The organism is Bacteroides caecigallinarum, from assembly GCF_016902295.1.
Classification (GTDB): Bacteria; Bacteroidota; Bacteroidia; order Bacteroidales; family Bacteroidaceae; genus Phocaeicola; species Phocaeicola caecigallinarum_A.
The window spans coordinates 16,976-37,483 of sequence record NZ_JACJLQ010000015.1 but is presented as its reverse complement, the minus strand read 5'-3'; the positions used below and the strand labels follow the sequence as shown (position 1 = coordinate 37,483).

General features: G+C 38.2%; 13 protein-coding genes. 8 read left to right on the top strand and 5 right to left on the bottom strand.

The genetic code is table 11. The features are described 5' to 3' along the window. Positions 1-65: 65 nt before the first annotated feature. Positions 66-1,145, bottom strand: coding sequence for a phosphotransferase enzyme family protein (locus H6A27_RS06860; protein ID WP_204508100.1), 1,080 nt, complete (start codon positions 1,143-1,145; stop codon positions 66-68). Between the two features lie 211 nt (positions 1,146-1,356). Between H6A27_RS06860 and H6A27_RS06855 the strand changes: the two genes are divergently transcribed. The 6 genes from H6A27_RS06855 (at position 1,357) to H6A27_RS06830 (ending at position 13,819) form a co-directional block, all read left to right on the top strand. Continuing rightward, positions 1,357-1,965 carry a tetratricopeptide repeat protein gene (locus H6A27_RS06855; protein ID WP_204508099.1) on the top strand — a complete coding sequence of 203 codons (609 nt, stop codon included), beginning with the start codon at positions 1,357-1,359 and terminating at the stop codon, positions 1,963-1,965. A gap of 374 nt (positions 1,966-2,339) precedes the next feature. Continuing rightward, a complete protein-coding gene (locus H6A27_RS06850) occupies positions 2,340-5,537 on the top strand; it encodes a SusC/RagA family TonB-linked outer membrane protein (protein WP_239469593.1) in 3,198 nt (1,065 codons plus the stop codon). 13 nt (positions 5,538-5,550) lie between these two features. Beyond that, positions 5,551-7,368, top strand: coding sequence for a RagB/SusD family nutrient uptake outer membrane protein (locus tag H6A27_RS06845; RefSeq protein ID WP_204508098.1), 1,818 nt, complete (start codon positions 5,551-5,553; stop codon positions 7,366-7,368). Positions 7,369-7,480: 112 nt separating this feature from the next. Beyond that, positions 7,481-9,823, top strand: a complete 2,343-nt coding sequence (locus H6A27_RS06840) for a glycoside hydrolase family 20 protein (protein ID WP_204508097.1) — start codon at positions 7,481-7,483, stop codon at positions 9,821-9,823. A 308-nt stretch (positions 9,824-10,131) separates the two neighbouring features. Next, the gene (locus H6A27_RS06835) at positions 10,132-11,793 is read left to right on the top strand and encodes a putative transporter (RefSeq protein ID WP_204508096.1); all 1,662 of its coding nucleotides are present in this window, start codon (positions 10,132-10,134) and stop codon (positions 11,791-11,793) included. Between the two features lie 34 nt (positions 11,794-11,827). Next, entirely contained in the window at positions 11,828-13,819 is a 1,992-nt protein-coding gene (locus tag H6A27_RS06830) for a fructose-1,6-bisphosphatase (RefSeq protein ID WP_204508095.1), read from the top strand. 91 nt (positions 13,820-13,910) lie between these two features. On the opposite strand, the gene panD is transcribed toward H6A27_RS06830, so the two are convergent. Both panD and panC read right to left on the bottom strand, forming a co-directional pair. After that, positions 13,911-14,261, bottom strand: a complete 351-nt coding sequence (gene panD, locus H6A27_RS06825) for an aspartate 1-decarboxylase (RefSeq protein WP_204403676.1) — start codon at positions 14,259-14,261, stop codon at positions 13,911-13,913. A 14-nt stretch (positions 14,262-14,275) separates the two neighbouring features. Continuing rightward, complete coding sequence (panC, locus tag H6A27_RS06820) at positions 14,276-15,121, bottom strand: pantoate--beta-alanine ligase (RefSeq protein WP_204403678.1); 846 nt, start codon at positions 15,119-15,121, stop codon at positions 14,276-14,278. 282 nt (positions 15,122-15,403) lie between these two features. Between panC and H6A27_RS06815 the strand changes: the two genes are divergently transcribed. Both H6A27_RS06815 and H6A27_RS06810 read left to right on the top strand, forming a co-directional pair. Next, positions 15,404-16,225 carry a glycogen/starch synthase gene (locus H6A27_RS06815; protein ID WP_204403680.1) on the top strand — a complete coding sequence of 274 codons (822 nt, stop codon included), beginning with the start codon at positions 15,404-15,406 and terminating at the stop codon, positions 16,223-16,225. Positions 16,226-16,296: 71 nt separating this feature from the next. Next, a complete protein-coding gene (locus tag H6A27_RS06810; protein WP_204403682.1) occupies positions 16,297-17,700 on the top strand; it encodes a DUF4270 domain-containing protein in 1,404 nt (467 codons plus the stop codon). 131 nt (positions 17,701-17,831) lie between these two features. Here the strand turns inward: H6A27_RS06810 and H6A27_RS06805 are convergent, their stop codons facing one another. Together H6A27_RS06805 and H6A27_RS06800 are read right to left on the bottom strand one after the other, a co-directional pair. Beyond that, positions 17,832-19,217 (bottom strand): glycoside hydrolase family 57 protein, encoded by a 1,386-nt coding sequence (locus tag H6A27_RS06805; RefSeq protein WP_204508094.1) that lies wholly within the window; start codon positions 19,215-19,217, stop codon positions 17,832-17,834. 20 nt (positions 19,218-19,237) lie between these two features. After that, positions 19,238-20,506, bottom strand: a complete 1,269-nt coding sequence (locus H6A27_RS06800; protein ID WP_204508093.1) for a glycosyltransferase family 4 protein — start codon at positions 20,504-20,506, stop codon at positions 19,238-19,240. Between the last annotated feature and the right edge of the window lie 2 nt (positions 20,507-20,508).

Here is a 20,508-nt window from a genome sequence, read left to right as displayed (position 1 = left end):
AAAGTTCAATCGTTGGTAAATTGATAGTATAAATGAAAAACTTCACACGCACGTGTTACACTATATTATACAAGTGAGTTTATGAATTCTTTCATATCTGCCACAGCGGCTTTTGCTTCCTTATATAATTTATATTGTGCAAGTGTCCTTACATAATTATGTTCAGGATACTTAATCTGATAATACGTATCACCATTGATATAATCAGTAAGGAAGCGCACAGCCTGCATGTAAGGGAACAAAGTCACAGCATACGGGAGAAGCTCAATTTCCAGCGGAGTAAGGAAACACTTTGCCGATTCGATATAACCTTTTGCAAAGGATTTGAATATTTCGAAATTAAACTTCACATTGTCAAGGTTATCATCGTCTTCCTTACCGGTATTTGCCGCCGAGCGGAGGAAGTCACCAAAGTCAGAGAACACGAAACTTGACATCACAGTGTCAAGATCAATAACGCAAAGCACATTTCCTTCTTTATCAAAAAGCATGTTGCTCACCTTCGTATCACAGTGACATATACGTTTAGGAAGCTTGCCTTCGCGATAATATCTCTCAGCGCAACACATATCGTAAGCATCCTTTTCTATTTCGGCTACCAGGTCACGCACCTTATCCATACGTCCTGCCACATCGGCTTCCACTGCTTCATGAAGCTGCTTCATTCTGAACTCCATGTTATGAAAATCAGGAATTGTCTCTTCAAGCTGATAAGGAAGATCGGACAACATAGCTTCGAACTCACCGAATTTCAGTCCTACAAGATATGAAGTTTCAGGTGTAACAGCTTCAAGTGTAAGCGAGCCTTCAATGAACACACACGCACGCCAGTACTTCTCGCCATCGAAATAATATGTTTTACCATTATCAGCTACGGCAAAACGAAGGACTTTCCTATCAATATCTTTTTCACCGGCAGCTTCAAGTTTTTTGCGGATATGCCCCGTCACGCATTCAATATTATGCTGTAACAACTCTACATCCTTGAATATATTATGATTTATGCACTGAAGAATAAAATCAGGAGTTTCCTCCTTAGTCTTGACAAGATAAGTCTGATTAATCAAGCCGGAGTTCAATGGCTTTACTGATTCTACATTCTTTATTTCCGGAAATTTTTCAATGATTTGATTTAATAAATTCATGGTTATAACAAGTTAAAATAAATTTTATCATATATATATAAAAAATGCTATCACAAGATAGCAAAACAAGGTTTATCTTCAGTTTTAGATTTATTTTGATGCGACAAAGATAAAAGTTTTTTATATCTTATCGCATTTTTTATCAGCTTTTCTTTGTCAATATAATAAAACTTTATAGTTTTGCATCCAAACTTTAAAATTTAAGAACAACATGAAAACCACTGGAAAAACTATTATCACATTATTAATTATAATGCTTGCCTGCGTAAACTCATACGCAGAAAATATCAATCGTCCTGAATCTGACAATTATATTAACGGAGTTACTGCCTTGAACGAAGGTGACATTGAAACAGCCTACAAACTTCTAAATGCAGAAATAGAAAGCAACCCATGCAACGGATACGCCCATTGCTACATGTCACTAATATGTAATGCCTGCGATGATATTGTACTTGCAATGAAAGCCATCAACTCAAGCATCGAATTGATACCTGAAAATGACAGTGAATATCGTTCATTCGCATTTTATACACGAAGCGTTCTTTGGGGCAACCTCGGGAAATGGGATAATGCCATAAAAGACATCACGGAATCTATATCAATAAATCCTAATGATGCTGAAAATTTCAAGACAAGAGCAGAAATGTATGTCAATACAAAGCATTATGAAGAAGCTATCAGCGACTTGAATCATGCGCTTAGCCTTGACAGCAACACTGACGTTACTGATCTGATGATGAAACTTATTGAATCGGTTCCTACAGATGAATTGGCCGAGAAGGTTACAAATGTCATTGGACTGATGTCGCTGAAATAAAGACTTCCCTGCTTGGGTGTCTGGATTGTGTCTGTTGGAATTTTGGCGATTGTTTTTCACCTAAAACACGATGCGGACAACAAGAAAATAAAAATTAGTTAAATTGCGGTTAATTATTATAAGGACGAGACAGAATAATAAATTTTATTTTATAAATTTGCATTAATAAAATTCTATACCGTCAGAATATGTAATTAATAAAACAATTAACAATCTAACCTAAATAGCTAATTAAGCTTATAAATTTTTAAATTTGTTAACTTTAATAACCTGTTATGAAGAAATCAGAGTTTAAACTCTTGACAATAAGTATGTTATTGTCAAGCATTACGGGAGGTTACATCCATGCGGAAACTCATGCGGAAGCAGTCAGGATGTACATTTCTCAACAAGAAAATCAATGTAAAGGTATTGTTTTGGACGAATCCGGTGAAACCATTATTGGTGCCTCGGTTTTGGTAAAGGGAACTACTAATGGTACTATTACCGGTATGGATGGTGAGTTCTCTATTCCAAATGTTAAGAAAGGAGATATCATTGTTATATCTTATGTAGGCTACAAGGATGTAGAAACCGTATGGAATGGAACTGACCTCAGGATTGTTCTTAACACCAACACTGAAGTGTTGGATGAAGTTGTCGTTGTTGGTTATGGTGTCCAAAAGAAGGTAAACCTCACCGGTGCAGTATCTTCTGTAAAAGGCGATGCCTTCGAGACACGTCCTATAGTAGATGCTACACAAGGTTTGCAAGGTATGGTGCCTGGATTGACTGTCAGCAATACTAGTTCAGGAAGACCTGGAGCTTCAGGAACATTGACTCTGCGTGGTCAAGGAAACTTGTCAGGAAATGCCAATCCTTATGTCCTTGTAGATGGAGTCGAAATGGAACTGTCTGACGTAAACCCTAATGACATTGAAAATATTTCTGTATTGAAGGATGCAGCAGCATGTTCAATTTATGGTGCTCGTGCCGCATATGGTGTTATTCTTGTTACTACCAAAAAAGGAAAAGAAGGCAAGATGCGCGCAAATTACCAAGGAACTGTTGGATGGAGTACACCTACAGTGTTGCCAGATATGGTAAACTCTCTTGATTTCGTAAAATTCTGGAATGATGGTGTAAATAATGCAGGAGCTCCAAACAGAGCCTACTCAGCAGAAAAGATAGCACAATTGGAACAATACATGAGAGACCCATCAAGCCTTAACCCATGGGCAGACTTGAAACCAGGTCAGTCTCTTAATGCAGCCTTTGAGAATTCCGAGCTTGGATTGGGTAATACCAACTATTTCGATTTGCATTATAAGAATTTCGCTTTCAAGCAAAATCATAATTTAAGCTTCAGTGGCGGCAACAAGAAAGCGCAATATTATATTTCTGCAGGTTATTATAATGAAGATGGCATTTTGAGGTATGCCGATATGGACTATTCACGTTATACAATTAATGCCAACATATCATCAGAACTAACCAAATGGATGAAGGTAAAATTCAATGCAAAATATATGCATTCGGATAACAAAACTCCATTTAACCAAGGTACAGTAGATGGTATATCTCTTGACGGTGCATTATCAGAAGGATTCTATCACAGTTTAGCCCGTTTCCGTCCTACTGTATCCCCTATAGATCCAAACGGCCATTTCACAGAATTATCCATGGTTCCATACTTACAGAGCGGAACATATACTGACACTCAGAGAGACAGATTCAATATAACCACCGGACTGGAATTCCAGCCTGTTAAAAATTGGTTTATCTTCCTCGACTATACATACAAACAGAATAATATGGAGTATGAAGCATTGAATGTAGCTCCATATATTTATGAGCAAGACGGTGTTACAATGACTAAAGTAGCACGTTCAGAGTTAGGTGTTTCAGCCGATGGACAATTTACACGTGCATATGCAACACAAAGATACCAGAGTATAAATCTTTATACCAATTATATATTCTCTCTGGCAGATAAACATAATTTTACTGTAATGGCAGGTTATCAGGAAGAGAACAATGATTATAGTTGGATGAAAAACTCTGTAACGGGATTGTATTCTACTTCAAATCCTAATGTTGGTATGGGTACAGGCGACAAGGTTGTTGTAGACACACGCAACGGATGGGCTACACGCGGTTTCTTCGGACGTATCAATTATGATTACGATGGCAGATATCTGGTAGAATTGAACGGACGATATGACGGCTCTTCACGTTTTGCAAAAGACCACCGTTGGGGATTCTTCCCTTCAGTATCTTTAGGATGGAACATTCATCGTGAAAGTTTCATGCAGAAAACTGAAGATTATCTGTCAAATCTCAAATTAAGACTTTCGTATGGATTGTTGGGTAATCAGGCAAATGCAGCTTTGTATACATTTGCATCGACAATGAGCATCAACAGTTCTCTAGGTCAGTATATATTCAATGACGGTCGTCACATGTATACACTTCCGCCAGCAGTTGTCAACCCTTACACAACATGGGAAAAGGTAGAAAGCAAGAACATCGGTCTTGATTTCGGATTCTTCGGAAACGCGTTGACAGGTAGTGTTGATGTTTATCAAAGAGATACAAAGGACATGCTCGGACCGGGACGTGATTTCCCTGACTTTTTTGGTGCATCCGCTCCTCAGGAAAACAATGCGACTTTGCGTGACAGAGGTTGGGAACTTTCACTGAATTACAGAGGTAAAATAGGTAATGACATAGACTACAGCATAGGCGGTTCTATTTCTGATGCTATAACGAAGGTTACATCATACTCTAATGAATATAAGACTGATCCAAATGGCACCTGGTATACAGGCAAAACATGGGGAGAAATCTGGGGCTACCGTACCGACGGATTGATTCAGACACAGGAAGAAGCTGACGCATATAATAAAGAATATGACCTGACATATATAAGTGGAAAACCTTGGGAGCCAGGAGACGTCAAATACGTAGATCTTGACGGTAAAGTAGGTGAAGACGGCAGAAAGATTATAGACAGAGGTGTTAACCAACTTAAAGATATGGGTGACATGACCGTAATTGGTAACAGAACTCCTAGATACCAATATACAGTAAACGGATCTATCAGCTGGAAAGGTCTGAGCTTGAGCTTGATGTTCCAGGGAGTAGGAAAACGCGACTGGATGCCTAGTGGCGTATATTTCTGGGGATTCAGTTCATTCGCACAGGTTACAGTGTTCAAGGAACACATGGATTATTGGAGACCGGACAATACAGACGCATATTATCCGAAACCATACATCAACAGTGCCGGCGGAGTTGCACCATACCAGAACAAGAACATTCAGCCTACTGACCGTTATATTCAGAACGCAGCATACTGCAGACTTAAAAACCTTACTTTAAGCTATACATTACCTGCTGCATGGGTAAAGAAAGCTTCATTGCAGAAAGTTCAGGTATTCTTCTCTGGAGAAAATTTGTTGACTTTTACAAAGTTGAAAGGAATGTTTGACCCTGAAGCCATATTTACTTCTAACACATACACAGGTGAAGGTGGTAAGAACTATCCTATGAATAAGGTATTATCTGTAGGTTTGATTGTTAACTTATAATATTTTGATATATATGAAAAGAATAAATATACTTTTAGCTATGGCTTTTACCATAGGATTGTCCGGATGTTTCGATTTGGACAAGATGCCGGAAGGGGTACTTTCTACAGCAAACCCATTTCAGAGCGTTGGTGAAATAAGAAACTATGTAGACCGTTATTACGAAAGCGGTCTGATAGGACAAGGATTCATGGCCGGTGGCGGTGGCGGTATAGCAGGCCAGGACTATGACAGTGATAATATGACAGGCCCGGCTGCCAATACAAGATTGATGGGACAATCATCATTAAGTAATGCTGTTTCCATCTCGAACTATACATACGTAAGAGATATAAACTTCTTACTGAATAACATCGACAATTGTCCGGAAAAAGGAAGCAAAGAGTTCAACCAATTAAAAGGTGAAGCTCTTTATTTCCGCGGCTGGTATTATTATAGAATGCTTATCAATTACGGAGAACTTGCATGGGTTGACAAGCCTCTGGAACCAAATTTGGAAATAATGATGCTTCCACGTGAAAGCCGTACATTCATTGTAGACAAGATACTTGAAGATCTGGGTAATGCCAGAGACCTTATGGGAGAACAGAGCAATTCTTCTTCAATGAGACTCCATAAAGACGTGGCCCGTGCCTTGATTAGCGAGGTGGCTTTGTTTGAGGCTACATGGGAACGTTATCATTATGCCAAGGAAAAGGACAAATCGGAGAAGTTCTACGATTATACATTAAGCGAATCTGATTTAAATGCCAAAATAGAAAAGTACCTTGAAATGGCAATTACAGCATGTGAGGAAATTGAAAACCGAGGAGTCTGGAAGATATATAACACAGGTGATGTCAGAAACGACTATCGCAAGTTGTTTGATACTCCAAATCTTTCGACAAATCCGGAAATATTGTGGTTTAAAATGTATGACGGAGACAAGGTTGGAAACAGTGTGACCAGATACCTTAACACAGGTGGTGGTAATATTGGTATATGTGCCTCTTTGGTTGATGATTACCTTTCAAAAGATGGAAGAGCACTATATGGTGAAGAATTGTTGAATTTGAAGAAGAACTATCCAGATGAACTGGATCCGGAAAACCGAGACCCAAGATTGGCTCAGACTGTGGCTTTCCCTGGGCAACGTATGAAACCTGAAAGAGATAGCAATCCATACATATTAGAGTGGCCGGCTTTAGCTGGAGATGGAACAGCTTTCGGAACAAATCTTACCGGATATGTAATGCTGAAACATGTTCAAATAGATTGTGAAGGAGACTATATAAGCGAATTCAAGGGAACTACTCCTGCAATACAATTCAGATATGCCGATGTTCTGTTGAATCATGCAGAGGCGTTGGCGGAACAGAATGGAGCTGCAAATGCCGCAGAAATTATCAGAGTGTTACAACCATTAAGAGAACGCGCCGGAATGCCTAGTGTAGATTTCGATAGAGAATACAATGATGACCCAAATTATCCTTTCTCTGGTTTGGATAAATATATACAGGCTGTCCGACGTGAGAGAAGAGTTGAGACTGCTTTAGAAGGAAAGCGTTTCAAGGATATTCTCCGTTGGGCTGCAGCTGAAGAACTCATCATAGGGAAACGCCCTATGGGTGCATTGTTTACGGGAAGTAATTTACCTGAACAATATGGTAATAATTTGAAAATTAACCTCTCAGGAAATGATGGAGACGCTCTCCGTTATATATTACCTGTACAACCGTCTTCAATGCCTCAGGGATGGCAGTTCAAACCTAATAGAGATTATCTGCAACCTATAAATGAAACAATGTTGGGAATAATGGATGGATTGTGGAAACAGAATCCAGGATGGTAATCGGTTTATAATATATCTCAACAAGGTTTTCCATATCAAATCTGGTATGGAAAACCTTCAATTATATATATTTTTCTTAAAAACCAAATCAGAAACTCCAATCGGAAATTATATGAGTAAAAGTAAAATCAAATCAATTGCATTATGCTCTATGCTAATGCTGGGGTTCTCTTCATGCTCGCAGAAAGAAACCATAACGGGTAATCTTAATGTTATCCCTTTGCCACAGGAAGTTATTGAAGCTCAGAACGGCTCATCATTCATCATCAATTCGTCAACCTCTATCTCATATCCTGAGGATAATGAGAAAATGAAAAGAAATGCCGAATTTCTTGCATCATACATAAAAAAACTGACAGGAGTAAAAGTAAAGCTAACTACTTCGGAAACCAAGAATTCTATTATCCTCAAAATAGACTCTTCTGTAGAACAAAATGAAGGGTATGAACTGACTGTAGATACAGACAATATTGTATTGAAAGGAAGTACCGAGGCCGGAGTTTTCTATGGCATACAGACTCTTCACAAAGCTATGCCAATAACAGACGGAAATGCTTTGGCCGCAATTCCGTGTGGAAAGGTTAAGGACTATCCAAGATTTGGATTCAGGGGATTCATGATTGATGTGGGAAGACATTATTTCACTACAGACTATCTGAAAGAGATAATCGATATGCTTGTTCTTCACAATATCAATTATTTCCATTGGCATCTCACTGAAGACCAGGGTTGGAGAATAGAGATAAAGAAATATCCTAAACTTACTGAGATAGGTTCAAAAAGAAAAGAGACAATAACAGCTCCTGGAAGTAAGGAATTCGACGGCAAACCTGTAAGCGGTTTCTATACTCAGGAAGAGGCAAAGGAAATTGTAGAATATGCTGCAGAAAGATACATTACTGTGATTCCTGAAATAGATATGCCAGGACACATGCTTGCTGCGCTGGCATCATATCCGGAATTGGGATGTACAGGAGGCCCATACGAAGTGGCAACGAAGTTTGGCGTATTCGATGAAGTACTGTGTGGTGGCAATGAAAAGACACTGCAGTTTGCCAAAGATGTGGTGAACGAAATAATGGACATATTCCCTTCTCCTTATATCCATATAGGTGGAGATGAATGTCCGAAGAAATTTTGGAAAACTTGTCCAAAATGCCAGAGTAAGATAAAAGAACTTCGTTTGAAGGATACCAAACAACATACAAAGGAAAATCAGTTGCAGGCATGGTTTATGGGCGAAGTTGAGAAAGAAATTCAGGCAAGAGGAAGGAAAATGCTTGCATGGGATGAAATACTGGAAGGAAATCCGGCAAAAAGCACTACTGTAATGGCATGGACAGGCCCTAAAGCAAGAATTAAATCTGTCGAGCAGGGACATAATACCATTGCATGTCCTATATCTCATCTGTATTTCAGCAATCCAGGGTATAATCGTCTGAAAGGTGTAAGCAGCGTAGCAAGAGTATATAACTTCGAACCTGTTCCTGAAGAAGTAACCGAAGAGCAGAAAGGGAAATTGATTGGAGCACAAGGTTGTATATGGACAGAATGGACAAAAGACAGTGTTAAAATGGAATGGCAGATGATGCCTCGTATAGCAGCACTTTCGGAAATCCAGTGGACATTGCCAGAAAAGAAGAACCTGGACAGTTTCCTGAAACGTCTTGGTCATCAGATCGACATTTATGGTGCATACGGCTATAATTACAAGAAAGATATTGACGATGTAAACATAGATATTGAATCAAAAGAAGACGGGACAGCAGAAGTAAGTTTCTCTACATTCGATAATGCAGATGTATATTATACAACAGACAATTCTGAGCCATCAAAAACTTCTTTAAAATACAATGAACCGTTCTATATAGATAAGGATTGTTCTATTAAAGCGATTGCCGTAAGAAAGAGTTTTACAGATACTGATGAAACAAACGACAGGATAAGTGATGTGTCTGAAGAAAATATCAAATATAATTCAGTAACAATGCGTCCTATCACCCTAAATACTTCACCAGCACAGAACTATACATATAAAGGTAAATCCATTCTTAATGACGGTTTGTATGGTGACGGTAATTACAGATCCGGACGTTATCTTGGATTTTACGGAGAGGATGTAGACGTGACAATAGACCTTCAGGCTGAAAAAGAAATTTCTTCGGCATTCATAAGTACTTATCTCGTTCCCGGCGACTATATTTTCGGACTCAAAGGAATAGATATTTATACTTCGATGGATGGAAATAATTTCAACAAAGTCGTTTCTAAGGATTTTCCAGTTTTGGAAAAAGGAAGCAAGAACAATGTAGCCAAAGAATATTCGGTAGATTTCGATAAGGTTAAAACAAGATTTGTACGTATCGTTGGAAAATCTACAGCAGTTCTCCCAAAATGGCACGGAGGTGCAGGAAAAACTTGTTTCTTGTTTGTAGATGAATTGGGTATAAGGTAATTTCTTTTTGAAAAGCAATAGTAAAAATCGAGTTGTCTGGAAATTCCGGACAACTCGATTTTTATATATCGGAGAATGTCTGCCTTTCCTATGTATTAAGCAACTCAATAGGCTAAATAATCTATCATGATTTAAACAGTATTTAAATAGTATTCAAACACTGTTTAAATTTCATTTAGGCGAATAAAATTTTAATCACCATAAAAGCCAACTGACCAGCTGCCGAGGCAAGCAAGTCGAAATAGATTTCATAAAAATAAAACAACATAAAATAAACAATCCTCAAAAAAAGTGTGTAAATTTGCGGCATGGAATGGTTTACAGATTTATTTTTTGAGCATTCAGCCTTACAGGCTGTCATTATATTGTCACTTATTACAGCTATAGGATTAGGATTCGGGAAGCTTCATCTGTTCGGAGTTTCGCTCGGAGTGACATTCGTTTTCTTTATCGGCATCCTTGCAGGACATCTGGGTTTTTCCATTGACCCGCAAATGCTTATCTATGCCGAAAGTTTCGGACTCGTTTTATTTGTATATTCACTGGGACTACAGGTAGGTCCGGGTTTCTTCAGTTCCTTCCATAAAGGTGGCTACAAGCTGAACATGCTGGGACTAGGCGTAATACTTATAGGTACAGCTATGGCTGTGATAATAAGCAAGACAGCCTCAATACCACTGTCGGACATGGCAGGTATCCTGTGTGGAGCAACAACAAACACTCCTGCACTTGGTGCTGCACAGCAGACCCTGAAGCAACTGGGAGAGCCTACAAGTGGAGCTGCACTGAGCTGTGCCATTACTTATCCCTTGGGAGTAGTAGGTGTAATTCTGGCAATAGTCGTACTGAAGAAAATCATAGTCAGACCTAAGGACATGGAATGTCACGACCATGACGATACCAATCATACGTACATTGCAACATTTCAGGTTCACAATCCTGCCATTTTCAACAAAAGTATTCAAGATATAGCTAAACTGAGCTATCCTAAGTTTGTAATATCAAGACTCTGGAGAGACGGTAAAGTCAGCATCCCGACATCTGATAAAATTGTAAAAGAGAACGACAGAATACTGGTCATCACAACCGAAAAGGACGCTCCTACCCTTACAATATTGTTCGGTGAACAGGAAAACAGAGACTGGAATAAAGAAGATATAGACTGGAATGCCATTGACAGCCAGCTTATATCCAAACATGTGATTATATCACGTCCGGAAATAAACGGGAAAAAACTCGGCAGCCTAAGGCTTAGAAACTCGTATGGCATAAATATAAGCCGAGTGACACGAAGCGGAGTACAACTGCTTGCGACACCCGGACTCGTTCTTCAACTTGGCGACCGTCTTACTGTGGTTGGTGAAGCAGCTGCGATACAGAATGTAGAAAAAGTATTGGGTAACACAGTGAAAACACTGAAAGATCCTAATATGGCTTCAATATTTATAGGTATAGTGTTAGGACTGATTATTGGAGCTATCCCTATAAGCATACCTGGAATTAGCTCTCCTGTCAAACTTGGTCTTGCCGGCGGGCCTATTATAATAGGAATACTTATCGGAGCATACGGACCAAGACTTCATCTTGTAACATATACTACACGAAGCGCAAATCTTATGCTTAGAGGCATAGGTCTGTCACTTTATCTGGCATGTTTGGGTCTTGACGCAGGAGCTCACTTCTTCGAAACAGTGATGCGTCCTGAAGGAGCGTTATGGATAGGTATCGGATTCTTAATAACATTTATACCTGTAATTATAATGGCGATAATAGCTATGAGAATGTGCAATCTTGACTTTGGAAGCACATGCGGAATGCTATGCGGAAGTATGGCAAACCCAATGGCCCTGAACTATGCCAACGATATCATTCCGAACGATAATCCTGCTGTAAGTTATGCCACGGTATATCCGTTAGGAATGTTTACAAGGGTAATAATGATACAGATTATACTAATGCTCTTTTTATGAAAATAAAACCAATTATAATATAAATCTAAAAGCCATGACAGTTACTAACAAGGCGAAATTAGAGGAAATCAAAAATGATTTAAGGTACTTGGAACTGCTATCACAAAGTTTCCCCACAATAGCAGCAGCAAGCACAGAAATAATAAACCTCGAAGCCATACTTAACCTACCAAAAGGGACAGAACATTTTCTTGCGGACCTACATGGGGAATATGAAGCATTCAATCATGTACTTAGAAATGCATCAGGTGCAATAAAAAGAAAGGTTAACGAGATTTTTGGCAACACACTTAGAGAAGCTGAAAAGAAAGAGCTGTGTACACTTATATATTATCCGGAACAGAAACTCATAAGGGTAAAAGAAACGGAAGAAGACATGAACGACTGGTACGTGATAACACTCAACCAGCTGGTTTGTGTATGTCAGAACGTTTCATCAAAATACACACGTTCTAAAGTCAGAAAAGCCTTGCCGGAAGAATTCTCGTATATAATACAAGAACTCCTGCACGAAAGCAGTACCACACAAAATAAACAGGCATACATAAATGTCATCATTAGTACAATAATAGAAACAGACAGAGCTGACGATTTCATAATAGCCCTATGCAATCTGATACAACGCCTCACAATAGACAGACTGCATATTCTTGGTGATATTTTTGACCGTGGTCCCGGTCCTCACATTATAATGGACACATTATGTAACTACCATAAATTTGATATACAATGGGGAAACCATGACATTCTATGGATGGGAGCAGCTGCAGGCAACAGATGCAATATAGCAAATGTTCTGCGTTTAGCTATGAGATACGGCAATTTGCCTGCACTTGAAGACGGATATGGAATAAACCTGCTACCGCTTGCCACATTCGCAATGGAAACATACGCAGACGATCCTTGCACACAGTTCTATCCCAAAGAATATGATACACAATATACCGACAAGACTTTGCGCATGATAGCGAAAATGCACAAAGCTATATGTATCATACAATTCAAGCTGGAAGCGGAAATCATAAAACGCAGACCGGAATTTGATATGGATGACAGAATGCTTCTACATCATATAGACTTCGAAAAGAAGATTTGTAAAATTGGAGACAAGGAATATGAGATGAGAGACTGCCTGATGCCTACAGTAAATCCGGCAGATCCATATAAGCTGACTGCAGAAGAAGCTGACGTGGTAAACAAGCTTTATGACTCATTTACAAGAAGCGAAAAATTGCGCAAACACATGAAATACTTGTTCAGATATGGGTGCATGTATAATGTATGCAATTCTAATCTTCTTTTCCACGCATCTATGCCATTAAATGAAGACGGAAGCCTGAAAGAAATAGCAATAGGAGACAGAACATACAAGGGTAAAGAACTCCTTAATAAAGTAGGACAACTGATCCGTACAGCATATTTCGCCGACAACGACAATGATGAAAAAGATTTTGCAATAGACTATGTATGGTATTTGTGGTGTGGTAAAGATTCTCCTGCTTTCGACAAGAGTAAAATGGCTACTTTTGAAAGATACTTTCTAACAGATAAAGAGACACACAAAGAAATAAAAGGCCATTATTATACAAAAAGGAATGACGAAGCCGTATGTGACATGATTCTTGATGAGTTCAATGTAAAAGGCGAACATCGCCACATAATAAACGGACACGTGCCAGTAAAGGCCGTACAAGGCGAAAAACCTATCAAGGCAAACGGTAAGTTAATGGTAATTGACGGAGGATTCTCGAAAGCATACCAACCAGAAACAGGTATTGCCGGATATACATTGGTATATCATTCACGAGGATTCCAGCTCGTACAACATGAGCCTTTCACTTCAACCCAGGCCGCAATTGAAGAAGGAAAAGATATTAAATCTACAACTCAAATTGTAGAACTAAGCACCAAACGTATGATGGTGAAAGACACTGATAAAGGCGAGGAACTGAAAATACAGATTGAAGATCTGAAAAAACTGCTTATAGCTTATAGGACAGGTATCCTTAAAGAAAGAGCAATATAACAAACTTTTTTAAATGGAATGCGCTTTGTCAATTCATAATGAACGACAAAGCGCATTTGTTATTATCTCTCTCTTAATATAATTATACTGATTAAACCAATTTATTAGTAAATGTATCAGGGAATACCACTGAAGGTTTAAATGTCTTAGCCTCTTCGAAATCCATCATTGCATAAGAGATAATTATTATCACATCTCCCACTTGTACTTTACGAGCCGCAGCTCCGTTCAGACATATACATCCCGAACCGCGCTCTCCCTTTATAACATAAGTCTCAAACCTTTCACCGTTGTTGTTGTCAACAATATGTACCTTCTCGCCTGCTATTATATTTGCGGCATCAAGCAAATCCTCATCTATAGTTATACTTCCTACGTAATTCAGATTAGACTGAGTGACAGTCACACGGTGTATCTTCGATTTCAAAACTTCAATCATCATAACTTTTACCCGGTTTATTCTTTATATTTAATGTTATCAATCAACCTTACATCACCACAGAACACAGTTATACATCCTACGATATAATTACTGTCTTCCCATCCAGATACAGTCTGTAAAGTATTTCCATCTACAATCTCAAAATATTCCAGACGTAGCCCCTCAGATTCGGCAATCCTGTTTTCAACATACTGTTTGGTAGCTTCCAGATTATTTTCCTTGGCAAAATCCAGACTGCTGAAAAGTGTTTTTGATATCTGTAAGGCCTGAACTCTCTGTTCAGCAGAGAGACGGGCATTTCTACTGCTTAAAGCCAAACCATCAGCCTCACGTACTATGGGACAACCCACAATTTCAATATTAAAAGGATATTTACGAACCATCTCGCGGATTATGGCAAGCTGCTGGAAATCTTTTTCTCCGAAATAGGCCCTGTCCGGCTCAACTATAAGAAAAAGTTTACTAACAATTTGGCATACACCATTAAAGTGGCCCGGACGGTACTTACCTTCCATCACCGTGTCAAGCGGGGCATAACTGAACTGGCGAGTATCCGGTTCAGGATAGATTTCTTCTACTGAAGGGGCAAAAACAAATGCTGCTCCATGCTTTTCAAGCAAAGTACAGTCAGCTTCCAATGTTCTTGGATATTTCAACAAATCGTTTTTGTCATTAAACTGGGTAGGATTGACAAAATCGCTGACCACTACCACATCGTTCTCTTTCACAGCACGCTTAACCAAAGAAGCATGTCCTTCATGCAAAGCGCCCATAGTAGGGACCAGACCTATTGACTTTCCTTGTTTACGAACCGCTTCCAATTCATCGCGCAGTTCACTGATTGTCTGAATTAACTTCATTTCTTTTATAGTTTATACTATTCTGTATTAAGTCTATATGCAGAGCTATTACATAGTTTCTGAAATCAGCTGCAAAGTAACCAATTATTTATCAGATAATGAAAGATAAACAAAAAAAAGTGTACTATTTATCTCATAATGATGCAGAAAAGCCTTAAAAGTGAGATTATTTATGGTAAATCCTACACCTATTAACATACTATAAGGATTTATTTGAAACAGCATTTTTAAATCTGTCTATTTTTTTGTACCTTTGCAAAACATTTGAGCATTAATAAAATCATGAGCGCTAAGAAAGTTTTATTCATCACACAAGAAATTACTCCCTATGTACCTGAAAGCGAATTGTCGCTTATCGGGCAAAATCTTCCACAGGCAATACAAGATAAAGGACGCGAGATACGCACATTTATGCCTAAGTGGGGAATTATAAACGAACGTAGAAATCAGTTGCACGAAGTAATCCGCCTGTCTGGAATGAACTTGATAATTGATGATACAGACCATCCGCTTATCATAAAAGTTGCTTCTGTACAAGCTGCCCGCAGACAGATATACTTCATTGACAATGATGATTATTTCCAGCACAGACTTATGACAACTGATGAAAACGGAAATGAATATGAAGACAATGGAGAAAGAGCAATATTCTATGCAAGAGGTGTACTGGAAACTGTAAAAAAACTGCGCTGGTGTCCAGATGTAATACACTGTCACGGATGGATGAGTGCCATCGTTCCTTTATACATAAAGAAGGCATATTATGATGAGCCATCTTTCCGCGATTCTAAAGTTGTATTCTCTATATACGACAACGGATTCAAATCTAACCTTGTTGATAATTTCAATGAACAACTGAAATACAAAGACGTCACAGATGAAGATTTGAAAATGATAAACACCCCCGTAAACTACAATGAATTATGCAAACTTGCAATAACATACTCTGACGGCGTTATCCAGAATAGTGAAAATGTAGATAAAGAGTTGTTGGATTATGCAAAAAGCCTCAACATCCCTGTAGTAGAAAACCAAACTGGATTTGAAGCCTATGCTGATGCATGCAATTCATTATACGACAAGGTTTTGGGAGAAAATGAATAATTAATTCGATAAATCAATGTAGAAACTCTCTGCATTGATTTATTTTATAACCAAATATATTAAAGTATAATATGAAATTCAAGTTAATGGCTGTATTAGTAATTACAGCTGCACTCTATAGTTGCGATGACTCCACTACAGGAGTTGGAGATTTTGTTTCCAATATAGACAAGATTGAAGCTTTTTCTGATACATACAAAGTAACCTCAAGAACTGAGAAACTTGACAAAATTTACTCACGTACAAACAGAGCTTATCTTGGAAAATATACTGATGCTGATTTTGGACAATTCTCTGCAGATTTTATTACCCAAATAAACTGCCCGGAAAATTTCGAACTGCCAGAACATCTTATAGGAATCACAGGAGCATCACTTGAACTATATTATACAAATTATTACGGCGACTCGCTCGCTACATTAACTGTGCAAGTCGATGAGCTGGATAAGGTTATTGAGGATGCTGATACAGATTTGTACTATACTACTTACGATCCGAAAAAATACTACGATGAAACAGCAAAACCTTTAGCAAGGAAATCTTATGCAGCTGTAGATTTTTCTGTGAGTGATTCACTCAGAAACACTTCTACATATTATCCGAATATAAAAATTGATTTAGGCGATGATTTCAGCAAACGCATACAACAAAAATATACAGATAATCCTGAATATTTCAAAGACGCATATTCCTTTATCAATAATGTATTAAAGGGTTTTTATGTTCATACTGTACAGGGAGACGGTTCTGTTATATATATACAAGATATCTGGTTAAGATTAAGCATCGATTATTATACAGAAAGAGAATCAACTGGTAAGATAGACTCATTGGCTCATGGCAGCAGTATTCTTGCAGCCAGCAAGGAAGTACTGATGTCAACAAAAATGGAAAATGACGAAAAGCTCAAAGAAATGGCCGATAGCGAGAATGACAACTATAATAAGTTTACATATCTCAAGACTCCTGCAGGTTTGTGTACTGAAGTAAATATTCCAATAGAAGACATCTACAGCAAACACAGTAACGATACAATAAACTCTGTAACACTATCCATAAAGAAATACAGGTATTCCGGTAGCGAAGAAAACAGTGAATATGAAATGGGAATACCACAGAATGTATTATTGGTCAGAAAAGGAGATTATGAAAACTTCTTTGAAAACAACAAAACGTATGATAACAAGACCTCGTTCCTTGGAACATACAGCAGCAATACCAACTCATATACATTCTCAAAGCTTAACAGATTAATCAGTCAAGTTTTTTCTGAAATCAGAACAGGTGAGAATAACAACGAGGACAGAGACAAAGTACTGCTAATTCCTGTTACCACTGAAACAGACACTGAAGGGAATATTATCGGAGTTTCACATGATATGGAGGTTAATGCCGCAAGACTATTCGGTGGAGAAAAAGGTGAAGAATTAAGTATTGATATTGTTTACACGAGACCAAACGGAACAACAAAATAATCTCTTTATATAAAAGGCTGTTGCATCTTGAATGTGACAGCCTTAATTGTATAAAAACAAGCGGGACAGCCTCTATGATTCAAGACTGTCCCGCATTATTTTCATTATATAAATCTACTCTATACTATTTTTCATTTCTTTTCAGCAGTTTTCTTCGCAGTAGTAGCCTTCTTTGCAGCAGGTTTCTTAGCGGCAGGCTTTTCCTCTTTTGCCAATTTCTTTTCTGCTTCTGCCAACTTCTTCTGAAGTTTTGCAACCTCGTCATTCAATTGAACCAACTCTTCTCCCTGATTCTTGATAGTAGTCAACAAAGAGCCCAATTCTTCATTTTCCATATCAACCGGATACAGTGAATTTACACGTTTAATAAAGTCACCAAGAATGTTCATATAATTAGTGAATGCATCAAATGGAGAATCATAAATACCTCTATTTAACGATACACCTGTTTCCTTGGTTGTCATAAAGAGGAAATTGTTACTTGCCTGTAAATAATCCCAGTCTTGTTTTATTCTCTTATCATTGCACAGATATACACGTTCAGCGACACTATAAAGCTTATTGAACGCCTCACGTTGCATAACATTACCTAACCATGGACTGATATCTCTTTCCTCGTCAGTCCATGACATAGGATATGGAACATCCATACCATCAACAGATTTCAATTTGGTTACAATTTCTGTAGGAGTAGAGAAAGTTATACCTTTCTGTTTAGCACATACAGGAAGAGCTTTAATGAAATCAAGAATATTTGAAGATAATGGCTGGAAATATCCAAGAGCAGAAAGTTCCATGAATATATTTATCACCTGTTCGCTCTCAGGCATAGAATCAATCCATCCGATATATTTGTCGGCAAACAATGGGTATTCGCTCCAGTCGCTATTAGAGAAACGTAAACTTATATCGTCAGAAAGTTTAAAGTCTCTCATAAGAAGCTTCAAATTAGGATTTTCAACACAATGATACAAATAATGAGGGCTCTTCCATCCAAGTACATGTTTGGCACCTTCAATAAGCATTCCCTTGAAGCCCATATCAGCTACTTGAGCGCCAATTTCATTATTATAAATCAAACTTGAGTTACGGAATACCTTTGGTTCCTGGCCAAAATAATCCTTGATTTTTTTGCGCATGCGTCCAACCTCTTCCTTAAAACAGTCCTCATTAGCAAGTGAGGAAAGTCCATGTGAATAAGGTTCGCAAAGGAACTCACAGCATCCTGTATTATTTAATTCATGCAGTAGTTCTATAACAGCCGGCGCATATATTTCCAATTGTTCGAGTGCTACACCGGAAATGGAAAGAGCTACCTTAAAAGCACCTTCATTCTCTTTTGCCATCTGGATAAGAGTATTCAATGCAGGAATGTAAGAACGTTCAGCAATTTCATTAATACCCTGTTCATTGGCAAAATCATCATAATAATAATGGTCTGAACCTATCTCGAAGAAACGATAACGCTTCAAATGTATTATTTGATGTATCTCAAAATATAAACAGATTGTTTTCATATCAACTTAAGACTAATATTTTACTTATTATAATTTCTCAGAACATCTTCGTACAAAGAACGAACTTTCAGACCTACTTTTTCCCAAGTTATTCCGTCAACTTCGGTCTTTCCTTCTTTCTGAAGATACTCAAACAGCGATTGATTTGTACAAATTGAATATATGGCATCTGCCATGGCATGAATATCCCAATAGTCTGTCTTAATAACTTTACTCAGGATTTCACCACAACCAGACTGTTTGGAAATAATAGAAGGTGTTCCGCACTGCATAGCTTCCAATGGAGCAATACCGAAAGGTTCGGAAACAGAAGGCATGACAAAGACATCACTGTTCTTATAAACCTCATATACCTGTTTACCTTTCATAAATCCAGGGAAATGGAAACGGTCAGCAATACCTCGTTCAGCAACCAGATTAATCATAGCATTCAGCATATCACCAGAACCAGCCATTACGAAACGGATGTTACGTGTACGTTTCAACACCATAGCTGCTGCTTCAACAAAATATTCCGGTCCCTTCTGCATTGTGATACGTCCAAGGAAGGTAACTATCTTTTCTTTTGAATGATCCGGACGTGGTATATTCTCATATTCCTGCGACAATGGATAAACAGCATTATGTACGGCAAATACCTTTCTCGGATCCTGATGATACTCGTTAATAACAGTACGACGTGTCAGTTCGGATACACACATGATACAGTCAGCATAATCCATACCGTTCTTTTCAATAGAATAAACAGTAGGATTAACTTTTCCGCGGGAACGGTCGAAATCTGTAGCATGCACATGAATACAGAGAGGCTTTCCACTAACCATTTTCGCATGAACACCAGCAGGATAAGTCAACCAGTCGTGAGCATGAATAATATCGAACTGCTGCTGTCTAGCAACAACACCCGCAATAATTGAGAAATTATTGATTTCATCATGCAGATTTCCAGGATATCCGCCCGCGAACTCCATACATCCCAAATCGTTGACATTCATATATGAAAAGTCAGCATATATCTTGTCACGATAAGCATAATATTCTTCAGGAGACATTTGTGGATTCAGACGAGATTTAAGGTAATCATAATTCACATCACGCCATACAATAGGCACCTGATTCATACCGACAATTTTCAGGAATCCTTCCTCGTCGCCAGTTGGTTTAGGCATACAAAACACTGTTTCTACATCGCCTTGTAAACTTAGCCCCTTGGTTATACCATAGGAAGCAACTGCAAGACCGCCGTATATTTTTGGAGGAAATTCCCAACCAAACATTAAAACTTTCATAA